Below are 25234 nucleotides of genomic sequence, written 5' to 3'. Positions count from 1 at the left end.
AGACTACGGAGTCAAAGTGTTTGCATCACCGGCCGGGCTGGGTCTAGCATCGCCAACGTGCCAAGGCGACTCGTAGTAGCAACCCGCAGCGGGGTCTGATCAGACCGACCCCTCGCTGTGGGTCGTTCGCTACATCGTCGGTCACTTCCTCCTCGAGTCAGGGAAGACCGGCACATGCACACCAGCACATCCGCACCGCAATCGAGCGCAATGTCGTCATTCGCCGCTCATTTCACCAACCCGCTGCCGCGCGGTCTGCGCGCAGCCGGCGAGTCAGCGTCGTGGGAACAGTTCCTCGACGAATACGCACCGTCCGCAGGGCCGCTGCGGCTCGGGCAGTTCAGCTGCGCCGACGAGCGCGCCCCCGGCAGCAGACTCGGGCCACAGGCCCGCAACTACCGCGCCACACTGGCCATCGGCGACACGATCGCCACCTCGACGACAGCCGCCAGCGGACCCGTGGCGGCGCTGACCGCGATGTTGCACGAATGCGGCGTCAGTGTCGAAACGACGTCGTTCCATCAGCTGCCGACCGACGGGCAGACCGCCACCTTCATCGAAGGCTGCGACGGCCTGCATCGCCGTTGGGCCATGGGGCTGTCCGATGACCCGGTGCAGTCGGCGCTGTCGGCGGTGGTCGCCTGTGCCAATCGACTGATGACAGCAGCCTGAGCCGTCAGTCCGCATGACCGGCCAGGTGGTCGATTGACTCAGTGCAGCGGGCGCAGCACGATCGGCATGCCGTCGATCGGCACCGGCATGCCGCCGTAGTCGTAGTGCGGCCGGTAATCGGGGCTGGCGAGTTCCAGCTTGTAGCGGCGCAGCAGGCGATGCATCACGGTCTTGATTTCCAGCTGGCCGAACACCATGCCGATGCACTTGTGTGCGCCTCCGCCGAACGGGGCGAACGCGTAGCGGTGCTTCTTGTGCTCGCTGCGAGGCTCGGCGAAACGCTCCGGGTCGAACTTGTCCGGGTCGGTCCACAGCTCGGGCAGCCGGTGGTTGATCGACGGCCAGGTCACCACGCTGGTACCGGCCGGGATGAAGTAGCCCAGCAGATCGGTGTCACGCACGGCCTGGCGGAAGTTGAACGGCAGCGGGGTCATCATCCGCAGCGACTCGTTGATCACCAGGTCATAGGTTTCCAGCTTGTCCAGCGCCTCGAAGTCCACCGGGCCGTCACCGATACGGGCCGAATCGTCGCGCAGGCGGTCCTGCCACTCGGGGTTGGCCGCCAGGTGGTAGCACATGGTCGTCATCGTCGAGGTCGACGTGTCGTGGGCGGCCATCATCAGGAAGATCATGTGGCTGATGATCTGGTCGTCGGTGAAGCTCTGCCCGTCCTCGTCGGCGGAATGACACAGCACGCTGAACATATCGGTGCTCTCCGAACGCCGCTTCTCGCTGATGCGGCTGGCGAAGTAGTCCTCCAGGGTCTTGCGGGCCTGGATGCCGCGCCACCACTTCAGCGGCGGTACAGAGGTGCGCACGATCGCATTGCCGGCGCGCGTGGTCGTGGTGAACGCATTGTTGACGGTGGTCACCAGGGCACGGTCGGTGCCTGCCGGAACACCCATGAATACCTCGGAGGCGATGTCGAGGGTGAGCTCCTTCATCGCCGGGTGCAGCAGGAACCGTGGGTCGTTGGCCACCCAGTCGTTGGCGAGCACCGACGAGGCCACCGAGTCGATGTGGGAGATGTAGCCGGACAGCCTGGTGCGGGTGAACGCCTCCTGCATGATGCGGCGGTGGAACATGTGCTCGTCGAAGTCGAGCAACATCAGGCCGCCCTCGAAGAAGGGGCCGATCACCGGATCCCAGGCGCGCTGCGAGAAGTCCTTGTTGCGGTTGGAGAACACCGCCTGGGTGGCATCGGGGCCCAGCGCCATCACCGACGACAGCGCGGGGGACTGGGCGTAGTAAATCGGGCCGTGCTTGCGGTAGAGCTCCAGGATGAAGTCCGGACCGCCGCGGAAGATCTCGATCATGTGGCCGATGATCGGCAAACCGGAATCACCGCTGATCGGTTTGAGCCCACTGCCGGCCGGCGGTTCCGCGAACACGAACTGGTCCCAGTTCTTGGCCTTGAGCTTCTTTTCCAGCGCGCCCATGCCCGGCAGCGTGTTGGGCGTCGGGGTGAACCGGCGCTTGGCCTGATCGAGCAGGTAATGCGGGGTGCTGATGGTTGCCATGGGCCGCTCCTGACCATAAAAGCCTGACGAAGTGTGGTCGAACTCACCACTTGTGGCCATCCTGACTGCCAGACTTGACGCATGTCAAGTTTTGAACTGGCGCGTCGCGGGTGCAAAGGTCTAATGCCATGACAGCCGAATCGATACCCACGAGCGGCGATGACTCGACCGGGCGTCCGCAGGCTCGCCGGAGCCGAGGCGACCGGCAACGCGAAGCCATCGTGACGGCTGTGCGGGAGCTGCTCGAAGAGCACTCCTTCGCCGATCTGTCGGTGAGCACGATCAGTGAACGCGCCGGGGTGGCTCGGTCGGGCTTCTACTTCTACTTCGACTCCAAGTACGCGGTGCTGGCCGTGATCCTCGCCGACGCGATGGAGGAACTCGCCGCGCTGACGCACGACTACGCCCCCCGGGAGACCGGCGAGGCCCCCGCGGCTTTCGCCGAACGAATGGTGGGCAGCGCGAAAGCCGTCTTCGCCACCAACGACCCGATCATGGCTGCCTGCACCGTGGCCCAGAACACCGATGCGCAGATCCGCGATCTGATGAACGATTTCGAGGATGCCGTGATCGACAAGATCGTCGGCCTCGTCGAACAAGACCAGGGCGCCCACCCCATTTCCGATGACCTTCCCGCCCTGGTCCGAACCCTGGTGGCCACCACGGCGATGACGTTGTCGCACGACTCTGCCTTTGTCGGCCGCAGCGCCGATCCGGCCCGCGCGCTCGACGTCGTCGAGCGCCTGTGGCTCAACGCACTGTGGGGTGGCCAACAGGGCTAGCGCCACAGGTAAGGTCACCGCTATGGGGAGCGATACCGCGGGTAACGGTCGGGCGGACTTTCGCGGCAAGAAATGCTTGATCACGGGCGCTGCCAGCGGCATCGGCCGGGCCACCGCGCTGGCGCTGGCCGCCCGGGGCGCTGAGCTGTACCTGACCGACCGCGACGAAGCCGGTCTCACCCAGACTGTGGCCGACGCCAGGGCGCTGGGTGCCCAGGTGCCCGCGCACCGGGCCCTGGACATCTCCGACTATGACCAAGTGGCGGCCTTCGCCGACGACGTCCACGCGGCGCACTCGTCGATGGACGTGGTGATGAACATCGCCGGTATCTCGGCCTGGGGGACAGTCGACAAACTCACGCATCAACACTGGCGCTCGATGATCGACGTCAACCTGATGGGCCCGATCCACGTGATCGAGACGTTTCTGCCGCCCATGGTGCAGGCCCGCCGCGGCGGGCACCTGGTGAATGTGTCGTCGGCCGCAGGCATTGTCGCGCTGCCCTGGCACAGTGCTTACAGCGCCAGCAAGTACGGGCTGCGCGGCCTGAGCGAAGTGCTGCGTTTCGATCTGGCCAGGCACCGCATCGGGGTGTCCGTCGTGGTACCCGGTGCGGTGAAAACCGGCCTGGTGCAGACGGTTCAGATCGCCGGTGTGGACCGGGAGGACCCGAACGTCCAGAAGTGGGTGGACCGGTTCGCCGGCCACGCCATCTCACCAGAGCAGGCCGCCGACAAGATCCTGGCCGGTATGGCGCGCAACCGCTTCCTGATCTACACCTCGCCCGACATCCGCGCCCTGTACGCGTTCAAGCGCGTGGCGTGGTGGCCGTACAGCGTGGCGATGCGTCAGGTCAACGTGCTGTTCAGCCGTGCGTTGCGGCCGAAATCGGTGCGGCGCTAGCGCTTTCCCCAATGCCAGGACGGTGTGTTGAGCATGCCGAACCCGGTCACCTTCGTCTCGCCCCTGTCTTTGTAGAGCTCCACCTCGATCGCGTCGCCCCGGTCCTCGTCAGCAGCCGGGGAGGTGTCGAGGAAATCCAGCAGGGCGTGCGAATGCGTCACCACCACTACCTGCGACTGTTTTGTGGCGGATCTGATCAGAGATGCCAGAGGACGGACGAGGTCGGGGTGTAACGACGTCTCCGGCTCGTTGAGCACCATCAGTGACGGTGGCCGAGGGCTGGCCAGAGCCGTCGCCCACAGCAGGAAACGCAATGTGCCGTCCGACAATTCGGCTGCCCGCAGTGGACGCAGCATGCCGCGTTGGCGTAGCTGAAGGTCGAACAAGCCGTCGTTGACCGCGACCGTGATCGCGGCGCCGTCAAACGCCTCGGCCACCGCGCGTTCCAGGTCGTCGAAGCCGGCCTCGATGACGGTCTGCACCGCTGCGGCCAGGTCGGCGCCGTCGTCGGAGAGCACCGGCGTGCGGGTGCCGACGTGCGGCTGGCGGGCCGGCGCTGCGGCGTCCACCCGGAACCCGTCGTAGAACCGCCAATCGCGCAGCCGGTCGGAGACCGCGGACAGCTCCGGAAGGGCATGCGGATGGGCGTATTCGGCCAGCACGCTGTGGTAGCTCGGCAGGGAGCGGGTCAATTCGTCGAAGCCGCGGCCCGATTGCGCGGCGACCTCGGCGTACTCACGGGTGCGGCTCACCAGTGTCGAGGCGGGTCGCAACACAGGCCCGGCGAACACCACCTCGCGCTTGATCTCGGGGTCCTGTGCGAACGCCGTCGGGCCGGTGCCCGCCATCTGCGGCAGCCCCAAGTCGACGAGGTAGCCGAAATCGTCTGCGGAGAAACCTAGTTCGAGCGACACCGGACGGGTTCGGACGGTGCCCTGGGTCTGCTCATTGGGCTGTTCAGGGCCCGCCCACAGTACCGACTGCAGGCCGCCCTCGCGGGCCAGTGAGCCGATCACCTGGCCGCGCCCGCAGTCCGCGAGCAGTCGCAACGCCCGATAGATGGAGGACTTGCCGGTGCCGTTGGCGCCGGTGACCACGGTGAGTTCGGCCAGCGGCAAGATCACCTCCCGCAGCGAGCGGTAGCCCCGGATCGCGATGGTCTGCAGCATGACGTCGAGGCTATTGGTGGGCGGTGACATTCGAGGCGGACGGAACATCGTCCATCGAGAGTTCCAGGCGCACCCCGAGCAGTCGGATCGGCCGGTCGAGTTCGAACTGATCGAACACCGACAGTGCTGTCTCGGTGATGACCCCGGCGTCGGTGCTCGGCGCACTCAGCTTGCGGATCTTCGTGCGGGTGTAGAAGGTGCTGGTGCGTACCGTGACCGCCACTCGCGTGACGATACGTCCCTGTGCCACCACCTCGTCGAGGGTCTTTCGGGTCAGGTCCCGGATCGCGTCGTCCATGTCGGCGCGTTCGGTGAGGTCGCGGGCGAACGTGATGACGTGACTGCGTGAGCGCGGAATCCACGGTTGCGAGCTCACCTCGGTATCACCGCCGCCCTTGGCCAGCAGCAGGATCCACAGCCCGGTGGTGGGTCCGAACGCTGTGGTGAGCACCGTGGCGTCGGTGGCGGCCAGATCGGCGACCGTGGTGATGCCCAGCGTGGCAAGCTTTTTGGTGGTCTTGGGGCCGATGCCCCACAGCGCATCGGGTGGGCGGTCGCCCATGACCGACATCCAGTTGGCCTCGGTCAGCACGTATACACCCGCCGGTTTGGCCAGGCCGGTCGCCACCTTGGCGCGCTGCTTGTTGTCGCTGATGCCCACTGAGCACGACAGCCCGGTCTCGGCGGCGATCACGGTGCGGATGCGTTCGGCCAACTCGACCGGGTCGCTGACCTCGGCACCCAGGTACGCCTCGTCCCAGCCCCAGACCTCGAGCGGGTGTCCGAGATCGCGCAGCAGGCCCATCACCTGTTCGGAAGCCTCGTCGTAGGCAGCCGGATCCGACGGCAAGAACGTGGCGTCGGGACACTTGCGCGCCGCGGAGCGCAGCGGCATCCCGGCGTGCACTCCGTATTCACGCGCCTCGTAGGACGCGCAGGTGACCACCTTGCGGGGTTCGGTGGGATCACCGCTGCCGCCGACGATGACCGGCAGGCCCTCAAGTTCGGGGTGGCGCCGCAACTCGACCGAGGCCAGGAACTGGTCGAGGTCGACATGCAGCACCCAGGCGGTCATGGCGTCAGTGACCACACAACTTGCGGGCCGTGTCCTGCCATGCCGCGGTGAGCTGATCGAGACTGCGGCCGGCGGCGATCTGGTGTGCGACGTACTCGGGGTCGAGCAGTGCGATCAGGGCGTCGGCCTGGGTGTCGAGATCACCTGTGGTGCCCGCGGTTTCGAGCAGCATCCGGACGTGGGTGCGGTGCAGGGCGAACGGGCCGGAGTAGCGCAGGCCGGGTTCACGGATGGCGTCGGACATCAACGCCTGATGGCAGTGCACGAAGCGGAGCCGATCCGCACCGTAGGCCAGCAGCCGGTCCAGCGGCGGCGCGCCGGGGCCGAGCGGGGGCGGGCCGAACATGAAAGCGTCCTGTTGTGCGGTCTCGTCCTCGTCGAGCAAGACCATCATCAGCCCGGCCCGGCTGCCGAATCTGCGGAACACCGTGCCCTTCCCGACGCCGGCCGCTACCGCGATATCGTCGGTGCTGACCGCGTCGGGCCCGCGTTCGGCGATGAGCCGGCGCGCGGCGTCGAGGATGAGGACGCGGTTTCGAGCGGCATCCCCGCGTTCGGGTGGAGCCGCGTCGATGCCCGCGAGCTGGGTCGGGCGGTCGGAGGCTGCCACAACTGCACTTTAACTCAGCCGGAATTAATCGGACCACAGTCCGGTTGATGGTTGCGAGAATCGATCGAATCGAACAAGGGAGCGTGTAAATGGCCGATAAGAAGGTGCTGGTTCTGGTCGGGAGCCTGCGGGCGGCGTCGGTAAACCGACAGATCGCCGAATTGGCAGTCGAGCAGGCGCCCGACGGCGTGACGCTGGAGATCTTCGACCGACTGGGGGAGCTGCCCTTCTATAACGAGGACATCGACACCGCCGACGTGGCCGAGCCTGTGGCCGCCCTGCGGGCCGCGGCGGCCGAGGCCGACGCCGCGCTCGTGGTCACCCCCGAATACAACGGAAGCATCCCCGGCGTGTTGAAGAACGCCATCGATTGGCTGTCGCGGCCGTTCGGCAACAGCGCGCTCAAGGACAAGCCGCTGGCGGTGGTCGGGGCGGCGCTCGGACAGTACGGCGGCGTGTGGGCGCACGACGAAACCCGTAAGTCGTTCGGCATCGCCGGGCCTCGCGTGGTCGAGGATCTCAAGCTCTCGGTGCCCGCCAAGTCGCTCGACGGCAAGCACCCCAGGGAGAACGCCGAGGTGGCCGAGGCGCTTCGCGGCATTGTGGGCAAGCTCACACTTGAGGTCGGCTGAGGGCTCGTCTTCGCGTTTTGCCGTTCGCGCCGGTTTCCGGCAAAATCTTGCCGCCGGCTGGGTCGTCACGACCCGGCCGGCGGCTTTGCTATCGGGGGGTCTTGCGCTTTGCGGCGGCCGGACTTGTCGGTGTCCGGTGCTACATGTACTCCTGCGGCGCGACACGGTCTGTCAAGTCGAGCGCGACACGCCGTGGGCGTGGTTGCTGGCAAGCTTACGACCTGGGAATTTCAAAAATGTTATTCAGAACATGTTGTATGGCTTCGAACTGTCGGCCACTAGGTGTAGTGTCTGTGAGACCGACAGGCCACCACAGTTCGGGAGCCGGCCGGAGCGTAGCGAATCCGGCCGAGTCGGTTTCAGGACCAGTTCAGGACCAGCCGGAGAGCGGCTTCGACCGGCAGGAATTTTGGCGGCCCGAAGGTCGCTGAACTTAAGCGAAACGTAAGACCCGAGCAGTTGCCAGTCACCTGTCTAGTTTGTTCACTTTCCGCAAGAGGAGCCGTACCGAAGATGACCGTCACCGTGTACACCAAGCCCGCATGCGTGCAGTGCAACGCCACCTACAAGGCGTTGGAGAAGCAGGGCATCGAGTTCGAGAAGGTCGACATCACCCTCGACAGCGAGGCCCGTGACTACGTCATGGCGCTCGGGTACCTGCAGGCCCCGGTCGTGGTGGCCGGTAACGAGCACTGGTCGGGCTTCCGTCCCGACCGGATCAAGGCGCTGAGCTCGGTCGCGGCGACCGCGTAACGGAAGGCATCACCACTAGGGGAGAGGAACGGAGGACGCGATGAGTCACCTCGTCTACTTCTCCAGCGTCTCGGAGAACACCCACCGCTTCGTCCAGAAGCTGCAGTGGCCCGAAGACCGCGTCACCCGCATCCCGCTGCACGGTCGCATCGAGGTGAACGAACCCTACGTTCTGATCCTTCCCACCTACGGCGGCGGCCGCGCCACCCCTGACATCAACAACGGCGGGTATGTGCCCAAGCAGGTCATCGCCTTTCTGAACAATGAACACAATCGGTCGTTGATCCGCGGCGTCATCGCCGCGGGCAACAACAACTTCGGTGCGGAGTTCGCGTACGCGGGCAATGTGGTCTCGCGCAAATGCGGTGTGCCGTACCTCTATCGCTTCGAACTCATGGGAACCCCGGACGATGTCGAAGCTGTTCGTGCGGGGTTGAAAGACTTTTGGAAGGACCAGACGTGCCACCAACCGTCACAGCTGCAGAGCCTGTAACCACTCCCGGGCACGCCCTGCCCGGCGAGACCGATTACCACGCGCTCAACGCGATGCTGAATCTGTACGACGCCGACGGCAAGATTCAGTTCGACAAGGATGTGCGGGCCGCGCGGGAGTACTTCCTGCAGCACGTCAACCAGAACACGGTCTTCTTCCACAGTCAGGACGAGAAGCTCGATTACCTGATCGAGAAGGAGTACTACGAGCGCGAGGTGCTCGACCAGTACAGCCGCAACTTCGTCAAGAGCCTGCTGGATCGGGCCTACGCCAAGAAGTTCCGGTTCCCGACCTTCCTCGGCGCGTTCAAGTACTACACCTCCTACACGCTCAAGACCTTCGACGGAAAGCGCTACCTGGAGCGCTTCGAGGATCGTGTCGTGATGGTGGCGCTGACCCTGGCCGCCGGTGACACCGTGCTGGCCGAGAAGCTCGTCGACGAGATCATCGACGGCCGTTTCCAGCCGGCCACGCCCACCTTCCTCAACTCGGGCAAGAAGCAGCGCGGCGAGCCGGTGTCCTGCTTCCTGCTGCGCATCGAGGACAACATGGAGTCCATTGGGCGCTCCATCAACTCAGCCTTGCAACTGTCCAAGCGTGGCGGCGGAGTTGCCTTGCTGCTGACCAACATTCGTGAGCACGGCGCACCGATCAAGAACATCGAGAACCAGAGCTCGGGCGTCATCCCGATCATGAAGCTGCTGGAGGACTCGTTCTCCTACGCCAACCAGCTCGGCGCCCGCCAGGGTGCCGGTGCGGTGTACCTGCACGCGCACCACCCCGACATCTACCGGTTCCTCGACACCAAGCGCGAGAACGCCGACGAGAAGATCCGGATCAAGACACTCTCGCTGGGTGTGGTGATCCCGGACATCACCTTCGAGCTGGCCAAGAAGAACGAGGACATGTACCTGTTCTCGCCGTACGACGTCGAGAGGGTCTACGGCGTCCCGTTCGCCGACATCTCGGTGACCGAGAAGTACTACGAGATGGTCGACGACGCGCGGATCCGCAAGACCAAGATCAAGGCCCGCGAGTTCTTCCAGACACTGGCCGAGCTGCAGTTCGAGTCGGGCTACCCGTACATCATGTACGAGGACACCGTGAACCGGGCGAATCCGATCGCCGGCAAGATCACCCACTCCAACCTGTGCTCGGAGATCCTGCAGGTCTCGACCGCTTCGGAGTTCAACGACGACCTGTCCTACAAGAAGGTCGGCAAGGACATCTCGTGCAACCTGGGGTCGATGAACATCGCCAAGACGATGGACTCACCGGACTTCGCCCAGTCCATCGAAGTGGCCATCCGGGCACTGACCGCGGTGAGCGACCAAACCCACATCTGGTCGGTGCCGTCGATCGAGCAGGGCAACAACAGCTCGCACGCCATCGGCCTGGGACAGATGAACCTGCACGGGTACCTGGCCCGCGAACGGATCCACTACGGCTCCGAAGAGGGCATCGACTTCACCAACATCTACTTCTACACCGTGCTGTTCCACGCCCTGCGCGCGTCGAATCTCATTGCGATCGAACGAGGTACGAAGTTCGGCGGGTTCGAGGATTCGAAGTACGCCTCCGGTGAGTTCTTCGACAAATACACCGAGCAGGTGTGGGAGCCGGCCACCGACAAGGTGCGGCAGATCTTCGCCGACGCGGAGATCCACATCCCGACCCAGGATGACTGGAAGCAGCTGAAGGAGTCGGTGCAGAAGCACGGCATCTACAACCAGAACCTGCAGGCCGTTCCGCCGACCGGGTCGATCTCCTACATCAACCACTCGACCTCCTCGATCCACCCGGTGGCGAGCAAGATCGAGATCCGCAAGGAAGGCAAGATCGGCCGCGTCTACTACCCGGCGCCGTATCTGACCAACGACAACCTGGAGTACTACCAGGATGCGTATGAGATCGGCTACGAGAAGATCATCGACACCTATGCCGCGGCCACCCAGCACGTGGATCAGGGCTTGAGTTTGACGCTGTTCTTCAAGGACACCGCCAACACCCGCGACGTCAACAAGGCGCAGATCTACGCCTGGCGCAAGGGAATCAAGACGCTGTACTACATCCGGCTGCGTCAGATGGCCTTGGAAGGCACCGAGGTTGAAGGTTGCGTCAGCTGCATGTTGTGACAGGCGGTCGCTGACCCGTCACCGGCGTGCAGTGGAAGGCGTACCGCACGATTACAGGCGCGTGATCGGATAGCCGCGCGCCGGGTGTGGGTGCCTTGTCGACCGTCACTGAGACGGCGGTTCTGGCGAGCCGCGGCGTGGCCAGGTGGTGATCGATCCGCCAGCCCACGTCCTTGACGAACGACTCGCCGGCCCAACTCCACCAGGACAATGGCCCGGGGCGGTCGCCGTGCAGCGTCCGGACCACATCGATAAGGGTGCGGGGCCCGATCTGTGCGCCTAACCAGGCGCGTTCCTCGGGGAGGAAGCCCTCCATCTTCTGCGCCGGCCGCCAATTGGTGACGTCGTGCCGAAGATGGGCCAGGTTCAGGTCACCGAGCAGCAGGAACTCGCGGCCCGCCTCGAGCGCCGCCCGGCGGTTTCGGCGCAGCTCGCGCGCGAACGCCTCGAGGAAGCGCATCTTCCGGTCGTACTTGGCGCCGCCGTCGGGGATGTCGCGAATGTTGCCTGGCCGCTGCAGGTGCGCCGGGAGGCCGCCCTTGGGCAGGTAGAGGCACGCCACCGTGAGGGGAATGTCCGCGAGGTCGACCTCGAGGTACCGGCCTTCGTGCGCGTAGGCCCCGAGGCCCCGGCTCCGCGGCGGATGCGAGACCCAGGTCCGCGCGGCCGACGGTGCTTGGCGTGCCAGGATCGCGACGCCGTTGCGGCCCGGAATCGAGCCGCAGTCGATTGCCGCGTGATAACCGTCGAACGCGCCGATCTCCTCGGCTGGGCAGCGCAACTCTTGCAGGGCCACCACATCGAGCCTCCGCTCGGTGAGCCAGTCCTCGAAGCCTCGACGGCGTGCCGCTCGGATCCCGTTGACGTTGAAGGTGGCGATGCCCAGCGCAGGGGTTGGAGTGTCGGGCATCGGGGGCCGGCTGTTCCGTTCGAAGTGCATCATCGAGTCGTCATTTTCGACCCACCCGGTCACCGAAGGCCGCCAACGCACGTTGCGCTGAACGTTTTTCGCGATTCCGCTCTCTGCGGCGTGGGAGCAGCCCCCGGGAAATGGGCCGGCAGCCCATGTTCACCGGTCCGTCAGCTTTCGCGAGCCTGCTCCGCGCGCAGTGCCTTCAGCCGCCGCTGCTCGGTCAGCACGTTCTGGTAGCTCTCGCGTTCGGCGACCAGCCACTCCGGCTTCTCTTCGAGCAGCTGATCGATCTGCTCGGTGGTGAGTGCATCCCCGACACCGCCGCGCGCGAGACCGGCGATCGAGATGCCGAGCTTGGCTGCCACGAGGTTCTTCGGATGCGGGCCGTTCTTGCGGAGGTCCTTGAGCCACTGCGGAGGGTTCTCCTGCAGCGCAGCAAGTTCAGCGCGGGTGATCGCGTTCTCCTGGAACTCGGCAGGTGTGGCGGGCAAGTACACGTCCAGCTTCTTCGCCGCGGTGGCGGGTTTCATGGACTGTGCGTTTGGCCTGCTCATGGCACCAGCCTATCGGTAACGTGGGGCGGTGACCTCGCCATCCCTCACCCTCGGGTACGTCCCCGGCGGGACGCCCGCGAAGTGGGCGCGGATCTGGACCGAGCGCCACCCGGGAGTGCCGCTGCAGTTGTGTGCCATTGACGCGGCCGACGCAGCCGACGCGGTGCGGACGGGCGCCGTCGATGTGGCGTTGCTCCGGCCGCCCGCCGACCAGTCGGGGTTGGCCCTCATCCCGCTGTACGACGAGACAACGGTGGTCGTGGTGCCGACCGATCACCTTCTCAGCGCCGGCGACGAGATCACCGCCGCGGACCTCGACGGCGAGCCGAGGTTGTTGCCACTCGACGACGTCGTCGGCTGGCCGGACGGTCCCGGCAGTCCGGTCGACCATCGACCCGAGACCACCAAGGACGCAATAGAACTCGTCGCCGCCGGGATGGGCGCGCTCGTCGTTCCACAGTCCCTGGCGCGGCTGCATCACCGCAAGGACCTGACGTATCGCCCGATCACCGACGCCCCCGCATGTCCGGTCGCACTCGCCTTCCCTGAGGGGCCGCAGTCTGACCTGGTCGAGGAGTTCATCGGGATCGTTCGGGGTCGCAAGGCCGGTTCGTCGCGAGGGCAGGCCCAGCCGGCACCGAAACGCACCGCGCGGGAGAAAACACTCGCGAAACAGGCCGCCCGGGCCGCGGCGGGCAAGGTGGCCCGCAAGCCAGGCTCGACCAAGCGCGGGCGACGCTGACGCATTCCGGCAAAGACTGTGGGCGGGCCGGTGAGAGATTGGCAAAGCTGTCGTGCATGTCAAATATGCGGATCGACAATCTCCCAGGAGCAAGATCTTCGTGATTTGCCATTTCTGCAGATATTTGCTTCATCGGCGATTTGCACCGCTCGGTTTCGCCGTCGAAGCGGCCGGTGTTCCCGGGTAACGGCCGGTAGGGCCGGATCCGATTGTCGGATCTATGCTGGCGTGATCATTGATATTTCGGAACGCTCAATATTTGCCATAGCGCATGGAGCAATTGAGATACCGGCAGCCTCGTATTTGCGAATAAATTGGCGAACGTGAGTTTTCGCGAACGATGGATAGGGCACTAACCTCCACATTATTCTTTCGTGATACGGGAGTTCGGCGGCGCCATTTTGTGACGGGTTCGGGGACCGTAGTCGTCGATTCTCGGGGGAGGAATCATGAGTGGAGACCCGTCACTTCGATTGCTGTCGATCGACCTGCTCGGCGACGACGAGCACGACAACCTGGATGTCTGGGGCAATCGTGCAGTCCTGACGCAGCCGGCGCCCGCGCCGGCATCGATACCGGAGTTGTTCTCGGCGCAGGTAAATCGGACTCCGACCGCGACAGCATTGACGTGTGCGGAACGCTCGTGGAGCTACCTGGAGCTGGATCGGGCCGCCAATCGGTTGGCGCATGTGTTGGTCGACCATGGAGCCCGCCCGGGTGCGGTGGTCGCGCTGTTGTTCACCCGGTCTGCCGAGGCGATCATCGCGATCCTGGCCGTGCTCAAATCCGGGGCGGCCTATCTGCCGATCGATCCGGCACACCCCGATGCGCGCATAGGGTTCATGGTCACCGATGCCGAGCCGGTCGTCGCGGTCGCGACGGCTGAATTGCGCGCGCGGTTGACAAACTGTGACATCCCGGTGATCGTCGGCGACGGACTTGCCTACGACGGGTCGCCCGACGATCGATTGCCGGAACCGGCAGCCGATGACCTGGCATACCTGACCTACACGTCGGGAACGACCGGAGTGCCCAAAGCCGTTGCGGTGACGCATCTTAACGTTACCCAGCTACTCCAGTCGCTACCGGTCGAATTGCCTTTAGGTGGGCAACAGGTTTGGTCGCAATGGCATTCGCTGGTGTTCGACGTCTCGGTTTGGGAGATCTGGGGCGCCCTGTTGCACGGTGGCCGCTTGGTGGTGGTGCCGGAGTCGGTGGGAAGCTCACCGGTGGACCTGCATGACCTGCTGCTCACACAGAAGGTCTCGGTACTGTGCCAAACTCCTTCCGCAGCAGGAATGTTGTCTCCAGACGGCCTGGATTCGACGACATTGGTGGTGGCCGGCGAAGCCTGCCCGGCGGATCTGGTCAGACGCTGGGCGCCGGGGCGGGTGATGATCAACGCCTATGGTCCGACTGAGACCACGATCTATGCGGCTGTCAGCGCACCGTTGTCAGGAGAGTCGAACACGGTGCCGATCGGCCGCCCGGTACCGCGGGGCGCCGCCTTCGTGCTGGACGAGTTTCTGCGGCCGGCGCCCGAGGGCACGATGGGCGAGCTGTATGTGGCCGGGGCGGGGGTGGCCGTCGGATACTTGCGACGACCCGGCTTGACGGCATCGCGGTTCGCGGCCTGTCCATTCGGTGCGCCGGGACAACGGATGTACCGCACCGGGGATTTGGCTCGATGGGACGACAGCGGGCAGCTGGAGTATCTGGGGCGGGCCGATGAACAGGTCAAGATTCGCGGTTACCGCATCGAACTGGGCGAGATCCAGGCCGTGCTGGCCCAGTCGGACGGTGTGGACCAGGCTGTGGTGATCGCCCGGGAAGACCGCCCTGGCGACAAACGTCTCGTGGGTTACATCACCGGGACTGCCGATCCGGCCGGGATCCGCAATGCGCTGGCCAAGCGATTGCCCGCGTACATGGTCCCGGCCGCCGTGGTGGTGCTGGAATCTCTGCCCCTGACGATCAACGGAAAGCTCGACAGGCGCGCCCTTCCGGCTCCGGAATACCGCAGCAGTGCAACCGAATATCGGGCTCCGAGTACTGAACTTGAGACGCTGCTGACCGAGATTTACGCCAAGGTGTTGGGCCAGGAGCGGATTGGTGTCGACGACTCGTTCTTCGGCTTGGGCGGAGACAGCATCCTGTCGATGCAAGTGGTCGCGCTGGCCCGGGCGCATGGCGTGCAGTTCCGGCCGCGTGACGTGTTCGTGGAACAGACCGTGGCCCGACTGGCGGCAGTGTGCGGCGAGGTCGGCGCAGAAGGGGTAGTGGACGAAGGCCTCGGGCCGGTGGTGCCCACTCCGATCATGCGGTGGCTGCAATCCGTCAAAGGCCCTGTCGGGCAATTCAATCAGACAGTCGTGCTGCGGGCGCCCGGGAAAGCGACCGAGTCAGACCTGATCGCCGTGCTCCAGGCCCTGCTGGATCGCCACGCGATGTTGCGGCTGCAGGTCCGGGCGCAAGCAGACGGTTGGTCACTGACCGTGCCCGACGCGGGTTCGGTAGCTGCCCGAGACTGCTTGCGAACCGTCGACACCCTCTCAGACGAGGCATTGGCGGCCGCGCGGAACCGACTCGATTTGTCCGCGGGCCAAGTGCTCTCGGCGCTGTGGGCGGCGGATACCGGTCAGCTGGCGCTGCTCATCCATCATCTGGCTGTCGACGGGGTGTCTTGGCGAATCCTCCTGGAGGACTTCAATATCGGCTGGTCTCAACTACAGCGTTGCGAGCCGGTGCAAATACCGTCCGGTGGCACCTCATTCGCCCGGTGGTCGGCGGTACTGAAGGATCACGCCTCGAGTGCCGGGGTGGTAGAGCTGGCCGACACCTGGCGGCAGGTGTTGTCGAATCCGCTCGCGCTGCCCGCCATCGACCCCGCCCGGGACACCTACGCCGACGCCGGACAGCTGTCGGTTTCGCTGGATTCCACCACCACCCGTCAGTTGCTCGGCGCGGTACCCGCGGCGTTTCACGCTGGGGTACAAGACATTTTGCTGATCGCATTCGGATTGGCGTGGAACGAATTCCTGGGTACCGGCCCGGCACCGATCGGGATCGATGTGGAGGGCCACGGCCGGCACGAAGAGCTGGCGCCCGATATGGACCTGTCCCGAACCGTGGGCTGGTTCACCACCAGGTATCCGGTCTCGCTGTCGACCGGAAATCTGCTGTGGGAGCAGGTTGCCTCCGGAGCGGGCGTTCTCGGTCCCATCGTCAAAGCCGTCAAGGAGCAGTTGCGTGGTGCGCCCGACGGACTCACCTATGGACTGCTGCGACATCTGAATCCCGACATTGATCTGGACGGCCCGGAGCCGACCATCGGATTCAACTATTTGGGGCGCCTCGGGGCCAGTGGTGTCCAGGGCTCCGACGATTTGTGGCGCATCGATCAGAAGGCGCTGGCCATCGCCGACGCGGCATCGACGGTGGCCATGCCGTTGATGCATACGGTGGAGCTCAACGCGGGGATCGAGGACAGCGCTTCGGGGCCGCGTCTTCGCGCCGCGTGGACCTGGGCGCCGTCATTGCTGGGCGAGGCGGAACTGCTGCGACTGAGCCGGCTCTGGTTCGAGGCGCTGACCGGAATCTGTGCGCACGTGTCCGCCGGTGGCGGTGGGCTGACCCCGTCGGATATCGTGCCCGCTCGGCTGAGCCAGCCGGAGATCGACGAACTGGAGCAGCAATACCGCGTCGCCGACGTGCTGCCGCTGACTTCGGTGCAGAAAGGTCTGCTGTTTCACACCGACCTCGGTCATGGGTCCGATGCCGTGGCAGCGGCGGATGTGTACACCGTGCAGCTGGTTCTCACGGCGACCGGAGTACTGGATCGCGATCGGTTGCGCGAGGCGCTGCAGTCAGTCGTGGGGCGCCACCCCAATCTGGCGGCCAAGTTCTGCGTCCAGATGGGGGAGCCGGTACAGGTCATTCCCCAGGACCCCGCGATGGCGTACCGCTACCTGGATCTGCGGGAGGACGATCGCACGCCCGATGCGGAGATCGACCAGTTGTGTGCGGCCGAACGGGCCGCGGTCTGCGACCTGCGCAGTCGGCCGCCATTCCGGGCGGCGCTGATCCGGACCAGAGGCAATGAGCACCGGATCGCGCTGACCTTTCATCACATCGTCATCGACGGCTGGTCGCTGCCAATCCTGATGCAGGAGATCTGCGCCAGCTACTTCGGGCAGCGGTTGCCGGTGACGGGGAGCTATCGGGACTTCGTGAGCTGGTTGGCCGCCCGGGACCACGACACCGCACGGGCGGTTTGGCGTCAGGCGCTGGACGGATTCGAACATCCAACTTTGGTCGCCGCACCGGCAGATCCCGGAGCACGCGGTGTGCGGACCTACCGGGTGTCGGCCGATGTCACGAAATCCGTTGGTGAACTGGCACGCTCATGTCACACCACCGTCAACACCGTCCTGCAGGCGGCCTGGGCGCAGTTGCTGATGACGATTACCGGCCGGCGCGACGTGGCCTTCGGCACGGCGGTCTCGGGCCGTCCGGCGGAGTTGTCCGGCTCCGAGACCATCGTGGGCTTGCTGATCAACACGGTGCCGGTGCGAGCCCATGCGGCGGCGGACGAGACCCTCGCAGATCTGTTGGGCCAGTTGCAGACCGCCCACAATGACACTGTCGAGCACGAACATCTGTCATTGAGCGAGATCCATCAGCTCACCGGTCACGATCGGTTGTTCGACACGCTGTTTCTCTACGAGAACTACCCGATGGACACCAGCGTGTTCTCCAGTGCCCACGAATTGGCGTTCACGGACTTCAGCACCCGCGAGTTCAACCATTACCCACTGTCGGTGATCGTGGTTCCCGGCCACGAGCTCGGCGTCCGGGTGGAGTTCGATACGGCCGCATTCGATGCGGCGAGCATCGACGTGCTGATCGAGCGGTTCCAGCGACTGCTGGGCGCTATGGTCGAGGAGCCGGGTCGGCCGTTGCGCGCCATCAGTGTGCTCGATGCGGCCGAGCATGAGCGCCTCGACGAGTGGGCACACCGAAAAGTGTTGTCCGTCTCGGGAAGCGAACCCGCCAGCATTCCGCAGCGGTTTGCCGAACAGGTGGCGCGTACCCCGCAGGCGCCTGCGGTGACGTTCGAGGGACGCGCGTTGAGCTATCGTGAATTGGACCAGGCGGCCGACCGGTTGGCGAATCAGCTGGCGGCACACGGTGCGAAACCCGGCGACTTCGTGGCGCTGATGGTTCCCCGTTGCGCCCAGGCCATCGTGGCGATGCTGGCGGTGCTCAAAACCGGGGCAGCTTATCTGCCGATCGATCCTGCGGTGCCGAGCGCTCGGCTGAGTTTCATGATCGCCGATGCCGCGCCCATCGTCGCGGTGACCACACGCGAATTACGTTCGCGGTTGGACAGCTTGGACCTGCCGGTCATCGATGCCGACGCGTCGGGCGGTATCGCCGACGGCGCGCCCATCCTGTCTGCGCCCGCACCCGACGACGTCGCGTATGCGATCTACACCTCGGGCACCACCGGAACTCCCAAAGGCGTAGCCGTCACTCATCACAACGTCACCCGGCTGTTCGATTCATTGGATGTCGGTCTTGCGTCAGCGCCGGGACAGGTCTGGACGCAGTGCCATTCCTACGGTTTCGACTACTCGGTCTGGGAGATCTGGGGCGCCCTGCTGCACGGTGCGCGGCTGGTGGTGGTCCCAGACTCGGTTGCCGCCTCACCACGGGATCTACACGAGCTGGTGGTCGCCGAACAGGTCACCGTCTTGAGCCAGACGCCCGCCGCGCTGGCGGCACTCGAACAAGCGGGTCTGGAGTCGACGTCGCTGATGGTGGCCGGCGAGGAGTGCCCCACCGAGGTAGTGAGCCGATGGGCCGCCGGGCGGGTGATGGTCAACGGCTACGGCCCGACCGAGACCACGATCTACGCCACGATCAGCGCGCCTTTGACGGCGGAGGCAGCCGTCGTCCCGATCGGGTCTCCGGTACCCGGGGCGGCGTTGTTCGTGCTGGACGACTGGCTGCGGCAGGTTCCAGCCGGTGTGGCGGGTGAACTGTACGTGGCCGGCCTCGGTGTGGCACTCGGCTATGTCCGCAGGCCCGAGCTGACCGCGTCGCGATTTGTGGCCTGCCCGTTCGGCCGTCCCGGCGCACGGATGTATCGGACCGGGGATCTGGTGCGGTGGGGCGATGACGGCCAACTGCAGTACCTGGGCCGCGCCGATGAGCAGGTCAAGATCCGCGGCTACCGCATCGAGCTGGGCGAGGTCCAAGCCGCCCTGGCAGATCTCGACGGGGTGGCGCAGGCTGCGGTCCTCGTCCGCGAGGACCGTCCCGGCGACAAGCGCCTGGTCGGCTATGTCACCGAAACAGCTACCGGTAGCGTCGATTCCGCTACGCTACGTCGCTCACTGAGCGAGAAGCTCCCGGCGTACATGGTGCCGGCAGCCATCATGACCGTCGGTGCACTCCCGCTCACGCTCAACGGCAAGCTCGACAAGCGGGCACTGCCCGCCCCGGAGTTCCAGAGCACCGATCCGTACCGCGCACCGGCCACCGAGACCGAGGCGACGGTGGCAGCCATCTACGCCCAGGTTCTCGGAGTCGAGCGCGTCGGGGTAGATGATTCGTTTTTCGAGCTGGGCGGTGACTCGATCTCAGCGATGCGGGTGGTGGCAGCGGTGAACACGGCACTGGAGTCAGACCTCGCGGTGCGCACCTTGTTCGAGACGCCTTCGGTGAGTGGTGTGTGCCGGCAGTTGGACCGCGATGCGGAATCGCGGGCCCAGCCCGGCGGGGGTGATATCACTTTCGAATCCGTGCACGGCGCCGGACGCGACGTACTGCGGGCCGGCGACCTGAAGCTGGAGAAGTTCATCGACGGACCGACGCTACGGGCTGCGCCAAACCTGCCTCGCCCCACCGACAAGCCACACACCGTCCTGCTGACCGGAGCCACCGGCTTCCTGGGCCGCTATCTGCTGCTGGACTGGCTCAGCCGCCTGCGCCGAGCCGACGACGCGGTGATCTGTCTGGTGCGCGCCGAGTCGGACGATCAGGCGCGACGGAGGCTGGAGGCGACGTTCGACACCGACCCGGTGCTCTACCGCCATTTCCGCGCACTGACTGACGGCCGGCTCAAGGTGATCGCCGGGGACAAGGGCCGGCCCAACCTCGGGTTGGCCGAACCGACCTGGCGACAGTTGGCCGAAACGGTCGACGTCATCGTGGATTCGGCTGCTTTCGTGAATGGAATCCTGCCCTACAACGAGTTTTTCGGACCCAACGTGGTGGGCACTGCCGAACTGATCCGCTTCGCGATCACCGCGAAGTTGAAGCCTTATACGTTCGTGTCGACTGCCGACGTACGCCATCAGATCGAGCCGTCGGCATTCACCGAGCACGCCGACATCCGGATCATCAGCCCGGTTCGTACGCTCGACGGCAGTTTCGCCAACGGCTATGGCAACAGCAAGTGGGCCGGGGAAGTGCTGCTGCGTGAGGCGCACGATCTGTGCGGCCTGCCAGTTGCGGTGTTCCGTTGCGACATGATCCTGGCCGACACCAGCTACGCAGGGCAGCTCAACGTCCCGGACAATTTCACCCGGATGGTACTGAGCGTCGTGGCCACCGGACTCGCGCCGGCATCGTTCTATCAACTCGACGCCGACGGCAACCGCCAACGAGCCCACTACGACGCATTGCCCGTCGGATTCGTCGCCGAGGCGATCACCACGTTGGGCTGGCAGCTGGCCCTTGCCGGCTCGGCCGAGTTCGAGACGTATCACGTGATGAATCCGCACGACGACGGCATCGGCATCGACGAATACGTCGACTGGCTGATCGAGGCGGGCTACCGGATCGAGCGCATCGCCGATTTCGGGGAATGGTTGCAGCGCTTCGAGACTGCTCTGCGCGCGCTGCCAGAGCGGCAGCGCAGGCATTCGGTGTTACAGATCTTGGCGCAGTTCACCAGCGATCTGAAAGCCCCGGAGCCCACGCTCGGATCCTACGGACCGACCGATCGATTCCGGGCGGCGGTACGACAAGCCGGGATCGGACCGGACAACGAAAATCCCGATATTCCACACATCTCACCGCCGATCATCACCAAATACGTCACCGATCTGGAGCGGTTCGGCCTGCTTCCTCCGCTGGAATCGTCGGCCTAGTGGATTGCGCCTCTGAACTGCGATTCGGTGGCTCGGGAATTGCAAGCGGATGCGCACGGTTCGTGCAGATATGACAACAAGCGGTGATGTTGCGTCATTCGGCCCGAACGCGCCCGGGTACGTCTGGAAGTCGACAACGGATGTCGAGCCGACCGAAGTCTCACCCGGAATCACCGTCCAACTGCTCTGGACGGGCGCGAACGGTGCCAAGGCGGCGGTGACAACCATCGCACCGGGCGCGGTCTGGGTCGGACAAGACCTGCATGCCCCAGGCCCCGAAGAGGTCTACGTGGTTTCCGGTGTGTTCAACGACGGCGTCAACGACTACGCCGCAGGCACATTCCTGCACGCTCCGGCCGGCTCGTGGCACGTACCGCAGTCTGCGGACGGGTGCGTGCTGTTCCTCTTCTACCCAGAAGGCTGACGATCAGGCGGGCAACGCCTTGAGGATCTCCGATGCCGCCCGTTTCCACGCGGCATTGTCGGGTGGCCCGGGGATGTTGCCGGCGACCAGCACCACGTTCGCCAGATACTGGTCGGAGACGACCCGCATGACCGGGAAATTGCTTGGGCCCGTTATGGGTTCAATGACGACGCGTCGGCCGATGCCGGGTACTTCAGTGGCCCCCGGTTTGCCGATGCCGGCCAGCAGCTGCTCGGTGATCACTCCGCTGGACGGAGACAGGACCTTTATCGATGCCGTGAACGACAGCACGCCGCCCGCGGAGGCATAGTACTTGCAGCTACGTCCGATGGTCCCATCGGTGTTCTTGATGTCGGTGTCCAGGCCGTCGTCGATTTCGACGCCTGAAAGGGCTGACATCTGCTCACCGGTGAGCAGACAGTCCGAAGGGAGGACACGCTCACGCCATTCCCCGGTGGACGCGCTTCGGGCATCGCTTCCGGCGACTGGTTGCCCGGTCACCAGGTGCGAACAGGCAGTGGCACATGCGAGTGCCCCGAGAGTCACAGCGAATCCGCATTTCCTGCCGAATCGAGCTAGCGAAGGCACGCTGTCACGCTATCTGACGGGCAGGTGTGGTGTAGCCGCCAAAAATCGATGGCGGTCACCAGGATGAGCCATCAGGCTTGAAGCATGCAGGCCCGTCTACCTGCCCACCCGAGACTGCGGTGATGCCTCAGCGCCGAGGTCGCGCGCCGCGGCCGTAGGTGATATCGGCGCGCTCGGGGTTCCAGTGATTGCGGAACACGACATCGGACAGCGGACGACGCCGTACCGGCCCGTGCTTGCCTCGTGGCCAGCCGACCACGATGTGGCCGGCGAGGAACCACTCGTCGGGAATGCCGATGGATGCACGCAAGACTTTGTCGCCGTCGTAGGACGCCCAACTGGTGATGCACGCACCTAGTCCCTGGGCACGGGCTGCCAGGTAGAAGTTCTGCATCGCCGGGTATATCGAGCCGCCCTGTAGGAACTCGGACGAGAACTCATTCTTGAAGGCCGCGAACAACACCGAGGTGTATTCGCCGGCACGATCGTGCAATTCGTATGTCGCGCGGTTGTTTCGTGCCGCCCGGCTCTGGTCCTCGTTATCGGGACGGGACATGCCGTAGATCGATTCGATTGACCGCAAAGCGATCTGAGCCGCCTCTGCAACGGCGGCGCGCTGTTCGGGTGCATCGAGCACGACGAAGCGCCACAGTTGAGCGTTGGCCCCGTTGGGTGCCCAGGTTGCCGCCTGCAGGCAACGTTCGAGTGTCGCATCATCGACCGGCTCGTCGGTGAACCGGCGAATCGACCGAGCGGTGGACAGCACTTCCCAGACATCGGTGGTTGGATCCGGCATCCCATTGGTGTACTCGACGCAGCCGTCGATGTCGAGTATCTGCGGAACCCCTCGCTCCACTGAGCCAGCTGCTGTACATTCGTATTGCATTTGGACGTGTGTACAGCGATGGATAGGAGTCGATGCGGTGAGCGATAGGTTCTCGATGGAGGGGAAGGTCGCCGTCATCACCGGTGGCGGAACCGGAATCGGAAAGGCATCGGCGCTGGTGCTGGCCCAGCACGGCGCGGATGTGGTGCTCGCCGGGCGTCGCCCGGATCCGCTCAAGGAGACCGCAACCGAAATCGAAGCGCTTGGCCGGCGGGCGCTCGCAGTACCGACCGATGTGACCAACGCCGAGGAGTGCAATGCGCTCGTCGAGACGACGCTCGCCGAGTTCGGCCGGCTTGATGTGCTGATGAACAATGCCGGTGGCGGCCAGACCAAGTCCCTGATGAAGTGGACCGACGACGAGTGGCACCAGGTCCTGGACTTGAACCTGTCCAGCGCCTGGTATCTGTCGCGGGCCGCGGCCCAGCCGATGATCGCCCAGGGTAAGGGTTCGATCGTCAACATCTCATCGGGGGCCAGCCTGCTGGCGATGCCGCAGGCGCCGGTGTATGCCGCGGCCAAGGCCGGTTTGAACAACCTCACCGGGTCGATGGCGGCCGCTTGGACGCGAAAAGGTGTACGGGTCAACTGCATCGCCTGCGGTGCCATCCGTACCCCGGGCCTGGAGGCCGACGCGGCGAGGCAGGGTTTCGACATCGAGATGATCGGTCAGACCAATGGGTCGGGGCGGATCGCCGAACCTGACGAGATCGGTTACGGCGTATTGTTCTTCGCCTCGGACGCCTCCAGCTACTGCTCAGGTCAGACGCTGTACATGCATGGCGGCCCCGGTCCGGCGGGAATCTGAGATGGGTGTGAGCATCAGTCACGTCGGTCTTCGGGTCCGCGACCTCGACACCGTCAAAAAGTTTTACGAGGCACTGGGATTCACCGAGGTGCAGCGGATGACGGTCCCGGACAAGATGGCCGCAGGTCTGCTCGGGCTGGCCGAGCCCATCGGATTCGAGGCGGTCTATCTGCAGAACGACGGATTCGTGCTGCAGTTGTTGACCTTCTCCGGCCATCCTGCCCCGGATGAGGCGCAGCGGAACATGGTCGGTGCCGGCCTCACGCACCTGTCGATCGCAGTGGATGACATGGCCGATGCGCAAGCCGCGGTGCTGTCCTCCGGTGGCGCCGTGGTAGCCGACCCGGGCGGTGGATTCGCCTGCATGGTCCGTGATCCCGAGGGGCAGCTGATCGAACTCATCCACATGAAAGTGCGCCCGGTTCCGGTTGGGTGAGGGCCGTTCGAGGCGACTACGGCGGTGGTGTGTGAGGTTTGCGGCACACCACCGCCGTCCGCGTCTCACCTGAGTTCTTCGACCATGGCCGCGTAATCATCCAGGAATGCCAGGGTGGTCGACGGGTCGCTGCCCTTCTTGCGGCCACCGCCCAGCACCGCCCGGTTGAATCCCAGATCGCGGTAGCCGATCAGAGTCTCCAAGGTCGGGTTGCCCCAAGCCATGATCGTCAAATCGAGCCTGGCCGGATCGCGACCGGCTTCCTCGGCCGTACGTCGGAATTCGTCGAGGGCCGCACCCACGTCGCGGAACGCGGCATCCCCCGGCAGCCAGCCGTCCGCCCAGGCCAGGCATTCCCGAATCGCCTTGGGCCCGGTGGCCGCGGCAAGTAGCGGTGGTCGCGGGCGTTGACTGGGTTTGGGATAGGACCACACCGGGTCGAAGGAGTAGAACTCGCCGTGGTGCGTGGACTCGTCGTCATTCCACAGCGTGGTGAGTGCGGTGACCATATCGGCCAGGGCGCGGTAGCGCTCAGCCCACTGCACCGAGCTCGAGACTTCCAGTTCGGCGCGCGCACCCACGCCGACCCCGAGCACCACCCGACCATTGCTCATGTGGTCAAGCGTCGCGACTTCCTTGGCAAAGGTGAACAATTCGCGTTCCAGTGGCAATGCCACTGCAGTGCCGATGCGTAGCGTCTCGGTCACCTGCGCGGCGGCCAGCAATGACAGAAACGGGTCGAGAATCTGCTTCTGTGCGGCGAGCAGGGTGTGGTGGAACTGGTCTGCTGCAGCCAGAGGGATCTGCGGATGCTCACCTACCCAAAATGATTCGAAGCCGCGGGTCTCCAGTTCCGGACCCAGGGTGGCCGGCGCGAGGTCTCGCGGGGTGTTCAGCGAGACGAATCCCAAATCCATGACTCTCCTTTGGATCACCTTCGAATGCTGTACGATCGTACTGCACTGGCCGCCCCGGC

Annotated in this window: 21 protein-coding genes; 12 read left to right on the top strand and 9 right to left on the bottom strand. The window is 65.0% G+C overall.

Annotation, left to right across the window (positions count from 1 at the left end; genetic code table 11):
* The first annotated feature begins 210 nt into the window (after nt 1–210).
* Nucleotides 211–672: a 2-isopropylmalate synthase gene (locus K6L26_RS21405; RefSeq protein WP_230983361.1), complete on the top strand. Its 462-nt coding sequence runs from the start codon at nt 211–213 to the stop codon at nt 670–672.
* Nucleotides 673–710: 38 nt separating this feature from the next.
* Here the strand turns inward: K6L26_RS21405 and K6L26_RS21400 are convergent, their stop codons facing one another.
* Entirely contained in the window at nt 711–2192 is a 1482-nt protein-coding gene (locus K6L26_RS21400) for a cytochrome P450 (protein WP_019343313.1), read from the bottom strand.
* Between the two features lie 128 nt (nt 2193–2320).
* Here K6L26_RS21400 and K6L26_RS21395 point away from each other — a divergent pair, with 128 nt between their 5' ends.
* Together K6L26_RS21395 and K6L26_RS21390 are read left to right on the top strand one after the other, a co-directional pair.
* Complete coding sequence (locus tag K6L26_RS21395; protein ID WP_064917725.1) at nt 2321–2974, top strand: TetR/AcrR family transcriptional regulator; 654 nt, start codon at nt 2321–2323, stop codon at nt 2972–2974.
* A 22-nt stretch (nt 2975–2996) separates the two neighbouring features.
* The gene (locus tag K6L26_RS21390; RefSeq protein ID WP_064899986.1) at nt 2997–3878 is read left to right on the top strand and encodes an SDR family oxidoreductase; all 882 of its coding nucleotides are present in this window, start codon (nt 2997–2999) and stop codon (nt 3876–3878) included.
* On the opposite strand, the gene K6L26_RS21385 is transcribed toward K6L26_RS21390, so the two are convergent.
* The 3 genes from K6L26_RS21385 to K6L26_RS21375 are packed head-to-tail and all read right to left on the bottom strand — an operon-like array spanning nt 3875 to nt 6732.
* Nucleotides 3875–5047 (bottom strand): AAA family ATPase, encoded by a 1173-nt coding sequence (locus K6L26_RS21385; protein WP_064900067.1) that lies wholly within the window; start codon nt 5045–5047, stop codon nt 3875–3877. The genes K6L26_RS21390 and K6L26_RS21385 overlap by 4 nt on opposite strands.
* A 10-nt stretch (nt 5048–5057) precedes the next feature.
* Complete coding sequence (locus K6L26_RS21380; protein ID WP_064899988.1) at nt 5058–6122, bottom strand: DNA polymerase IV; 1065 nt, start codon at nt 6120–6122, stop codon at nt 5058–5060.
* A gap of 4 nt (nt 6123–6126) precedes the next feature.
* Nucleotides 6127–6732 (bottom strand): TetR/AcrR family transcriptional regulator, encoded by a 606-nt coding sequence (locus K6L26_RS21375; protein ID WP_036388408.1) that lies wholly within the window; start codon nt 6730–6732, stop codon nt 6127–6129.
* Nucleotides 6733–6821: 89 nt separating this feature from the next.
* Here K6L26_RS21375 and K6L26_RS21370 point away from each other — a divergent pair, with 89 nt between their 5' ends.
* The 4 genes from K6L26_RS21370 to nrdE all read left to right on the top strand — a co-directional run bounded on the left by K6L26_RS21370 (nt 6822) and on the right by nrdE (nt 10745).
* Nucleotides 6822–7364 carry an NADPH-dependent FMN reductase gene (locus K6L26_RS21370; protein ID WP_019343307.1) on the top strand — a complete coding sequence of 181 codons (543 nt, stop codon included), beginning with the start codon at nt 6822–6824 and terminating at the stop codon, nt 7362–7364.
* Nucleotides 7365–7877: 513 nt separating this feature from the next.
* Entirely contained in the window at nt 7878–8117 is a 240-nt protein-coding gene (locus tag K6L26_RS21365) for a redoxin NrdH (protein WP_003881237.1), read from the top strand.
* Between the two features lie 40 nt (nt 8118–8157).
* The gene (gene nrdI / locus K6L26_RS21360; RefSeq protein WP_019343306.1) at nt 8158–8610 is read left to right on the top strand and encodes a class Ib ribonucleoside-diphosphate reductase assembly flavoprotein NrdI; all 453 of its coding nucleotides are present in this window, start codon (nt 8158–8160) and stop codon (nt 8608–8610) included.
* Nucleotides 8577–10745 carry a class 1b ribonucleoside-diphosphate reductase subunit alpha gene (gene nrdE / locus K6L26_RS21355; RefSeq protein WP_076216253.1) on the top strand — a complete coding sequence of 723 codons (2169 nt, stop codon included), beginning with the start codon at nt 8577–8579 and terminating at the stop codon, nt 10743–10745. Before nrdI ends, nrdE begins: the two co-directional genes overlap by 34 nt.
* Here the strand turns inward: nrdE and K6L26_RS21350 are convergent.
* Together K6L26_RS21350 and K6L26_RS21345 are read right to left on the bottom strand one after the other, a co-directional pair.
* Nucleotides 10729–11655, bottom strand: a complete 927-nt coding sequence (locus tag K6L26_RS21350) for an exodeoxyribonuclease III (protein ID WP_221851494.1) — start codon at nt 11653–11655, stop codon at nt 10729–10731. The genes nrdE and K6L26_RS21350 overlap by 17 nt on opposite strands.
* A gap of 170 nt (nt 11656–11825) precedes the next feature.
* Nucleotides 11826–12212, bottom strand: coding sequence for a DUF5997 family protein (locus K6L26_RS21345; RefSeq protein WP_036388392.1), 387 nt, complete (start codon nt 12210–12212; stop codon nt 11826–11828).
* Between the two features lie 28 nt (nt 12213–12240).
* On the opposite strand from K6L26_RS21345, the gene K6L26_RS21340 reads away from it, so the two are divergent.
* From K6L26_RS21340 to K6L26_RS21330, 3 genes are all read left to right on the top strand, one after another.
* A complete protein-coding gene (locus K6L26_RS21340; RefSeq protein WP_221851492.1) occupies nt 12241–12954 on the top strand; it encodes a LysR family substrate-binding domain-containing protein in 714 nt (237 codons plus the stop codon).
* A gap of 449 nt (nt 12955–13403) precedes the next feature.
* Nucleotides 13404–21116, top strand: a complete 7713-nt coding sequence (locus tag K6L26_RS21335; protein WP_221851490.1) for a non-ribosomal peptide synthetase — start codon at nt 13404–13406, stop codon at nt 21114–21116.
* 70 nt (nt 21117–21186) lie between these two features.
* A complete protein-coding gene (locus K6L26_RS21330; RefSeq protein WP_064900010.1) occupies nt 21187–21540 on the top strand; it encodes a cupin domain-containing protein in 354 nt (117 codons plus the stop codon).
* A 3-nt stretch (nt 21541–21543) separates the two neighbouring features.
* Here the strand turns inward: K6L26_RS21330 and K6L26_RS21325 are convergent, their stop codons facing one another.
* Both K6L26_RS21325 and K6L26_RS21320 read right to left on the bottom strand, forming a co-directional pair.
* The gene (locus K6L26_RS21325; RefSeq protein ID WP_221851488.1) at nt 21544–21939 is read right to left on the bottom strand and encodes a hypothetical protein; all 396 of its coding nucleotides are present in this window, start codon (nt 21937–21939) and stop codon (nt 21544–21546) included.
* Nucleotides 21940–22255: 316 nt separating this feature from the next.
* Nucleotides 22256–22924: a nitroreductase family protein gene (locus tag K6L26_RS21320; protein WP_076216314.1), complete on the bottom strand. Its 669-nt coding sequence runs from the start codon at nt 22922–22924 to the stop codon at nt 22256–22258.
* A 127-nt stretch (nt 22925–23051) separates the two neighbouring features.
* On the opposite strand from K6L26_RS21320, the gene K6L26_RS21315 reads away from it, so the two are divergent.
* Both K6L26_RS21315 and K6L26_RS21310 read left to right on the top strand, forming a co-directional pair.
* Nucleotides 23052–23822 (top strand): SDR family NAD(P)-dependent oxidoreductase, encoded by a 771-nt coding sequence (locus tag K6L26_RS21315; protein WP_076216259.1) that lies wholly within the window; start codon nt 23052–23054, stop codon nt 23820–23822.
* A 7-nt stretch (nt 23823–23829) separates the two neighbouring features.
* Nucleotides 23830–24258, top strand: a complete 429-nt coding sequence (locus K6L26_RS21310) for a VOC family protein (RefSeq protein ID WP_043368379.1) — start codon at nt 23830–23832, stop codon at nt 24256–24258.
* A 65-nt stretch (nt 24259–24323) separates the two neighbouring features.
* On the opposite strand, the gene K6L26_RS21305 is transcribed toward K6L26_RS21310, so the two are convergent.
* Nucleotides 24324–25175 carry a TIGR03619 family F420-dependent LLM class oxidoreductase gene (locus K6L26_RS21305; protein WP_221851487.1) on the bottom strand — a complete coding sequence of 284 codons (852 nt, stop codon included), beginning with the start codon at nt 25173–25175 and terminating at the stop codon, nt 24324–24326.
* Between the last annotated feature and the right edge of the window lie 59 nt (nt 25176–25234).

This window comes from Mycobacterium farcinogenes (assembly GCF_019739075.1).
Lineage (GTDB): Bacteria > Actinomycetota > Actinomycetes > Mycobacteriales > Mycobacteriaceae > Mycobacterium > Mycobacterium senegalense.
This window is presented reverse-complemented; position numbering and strand designations above follow the sequence as displayed.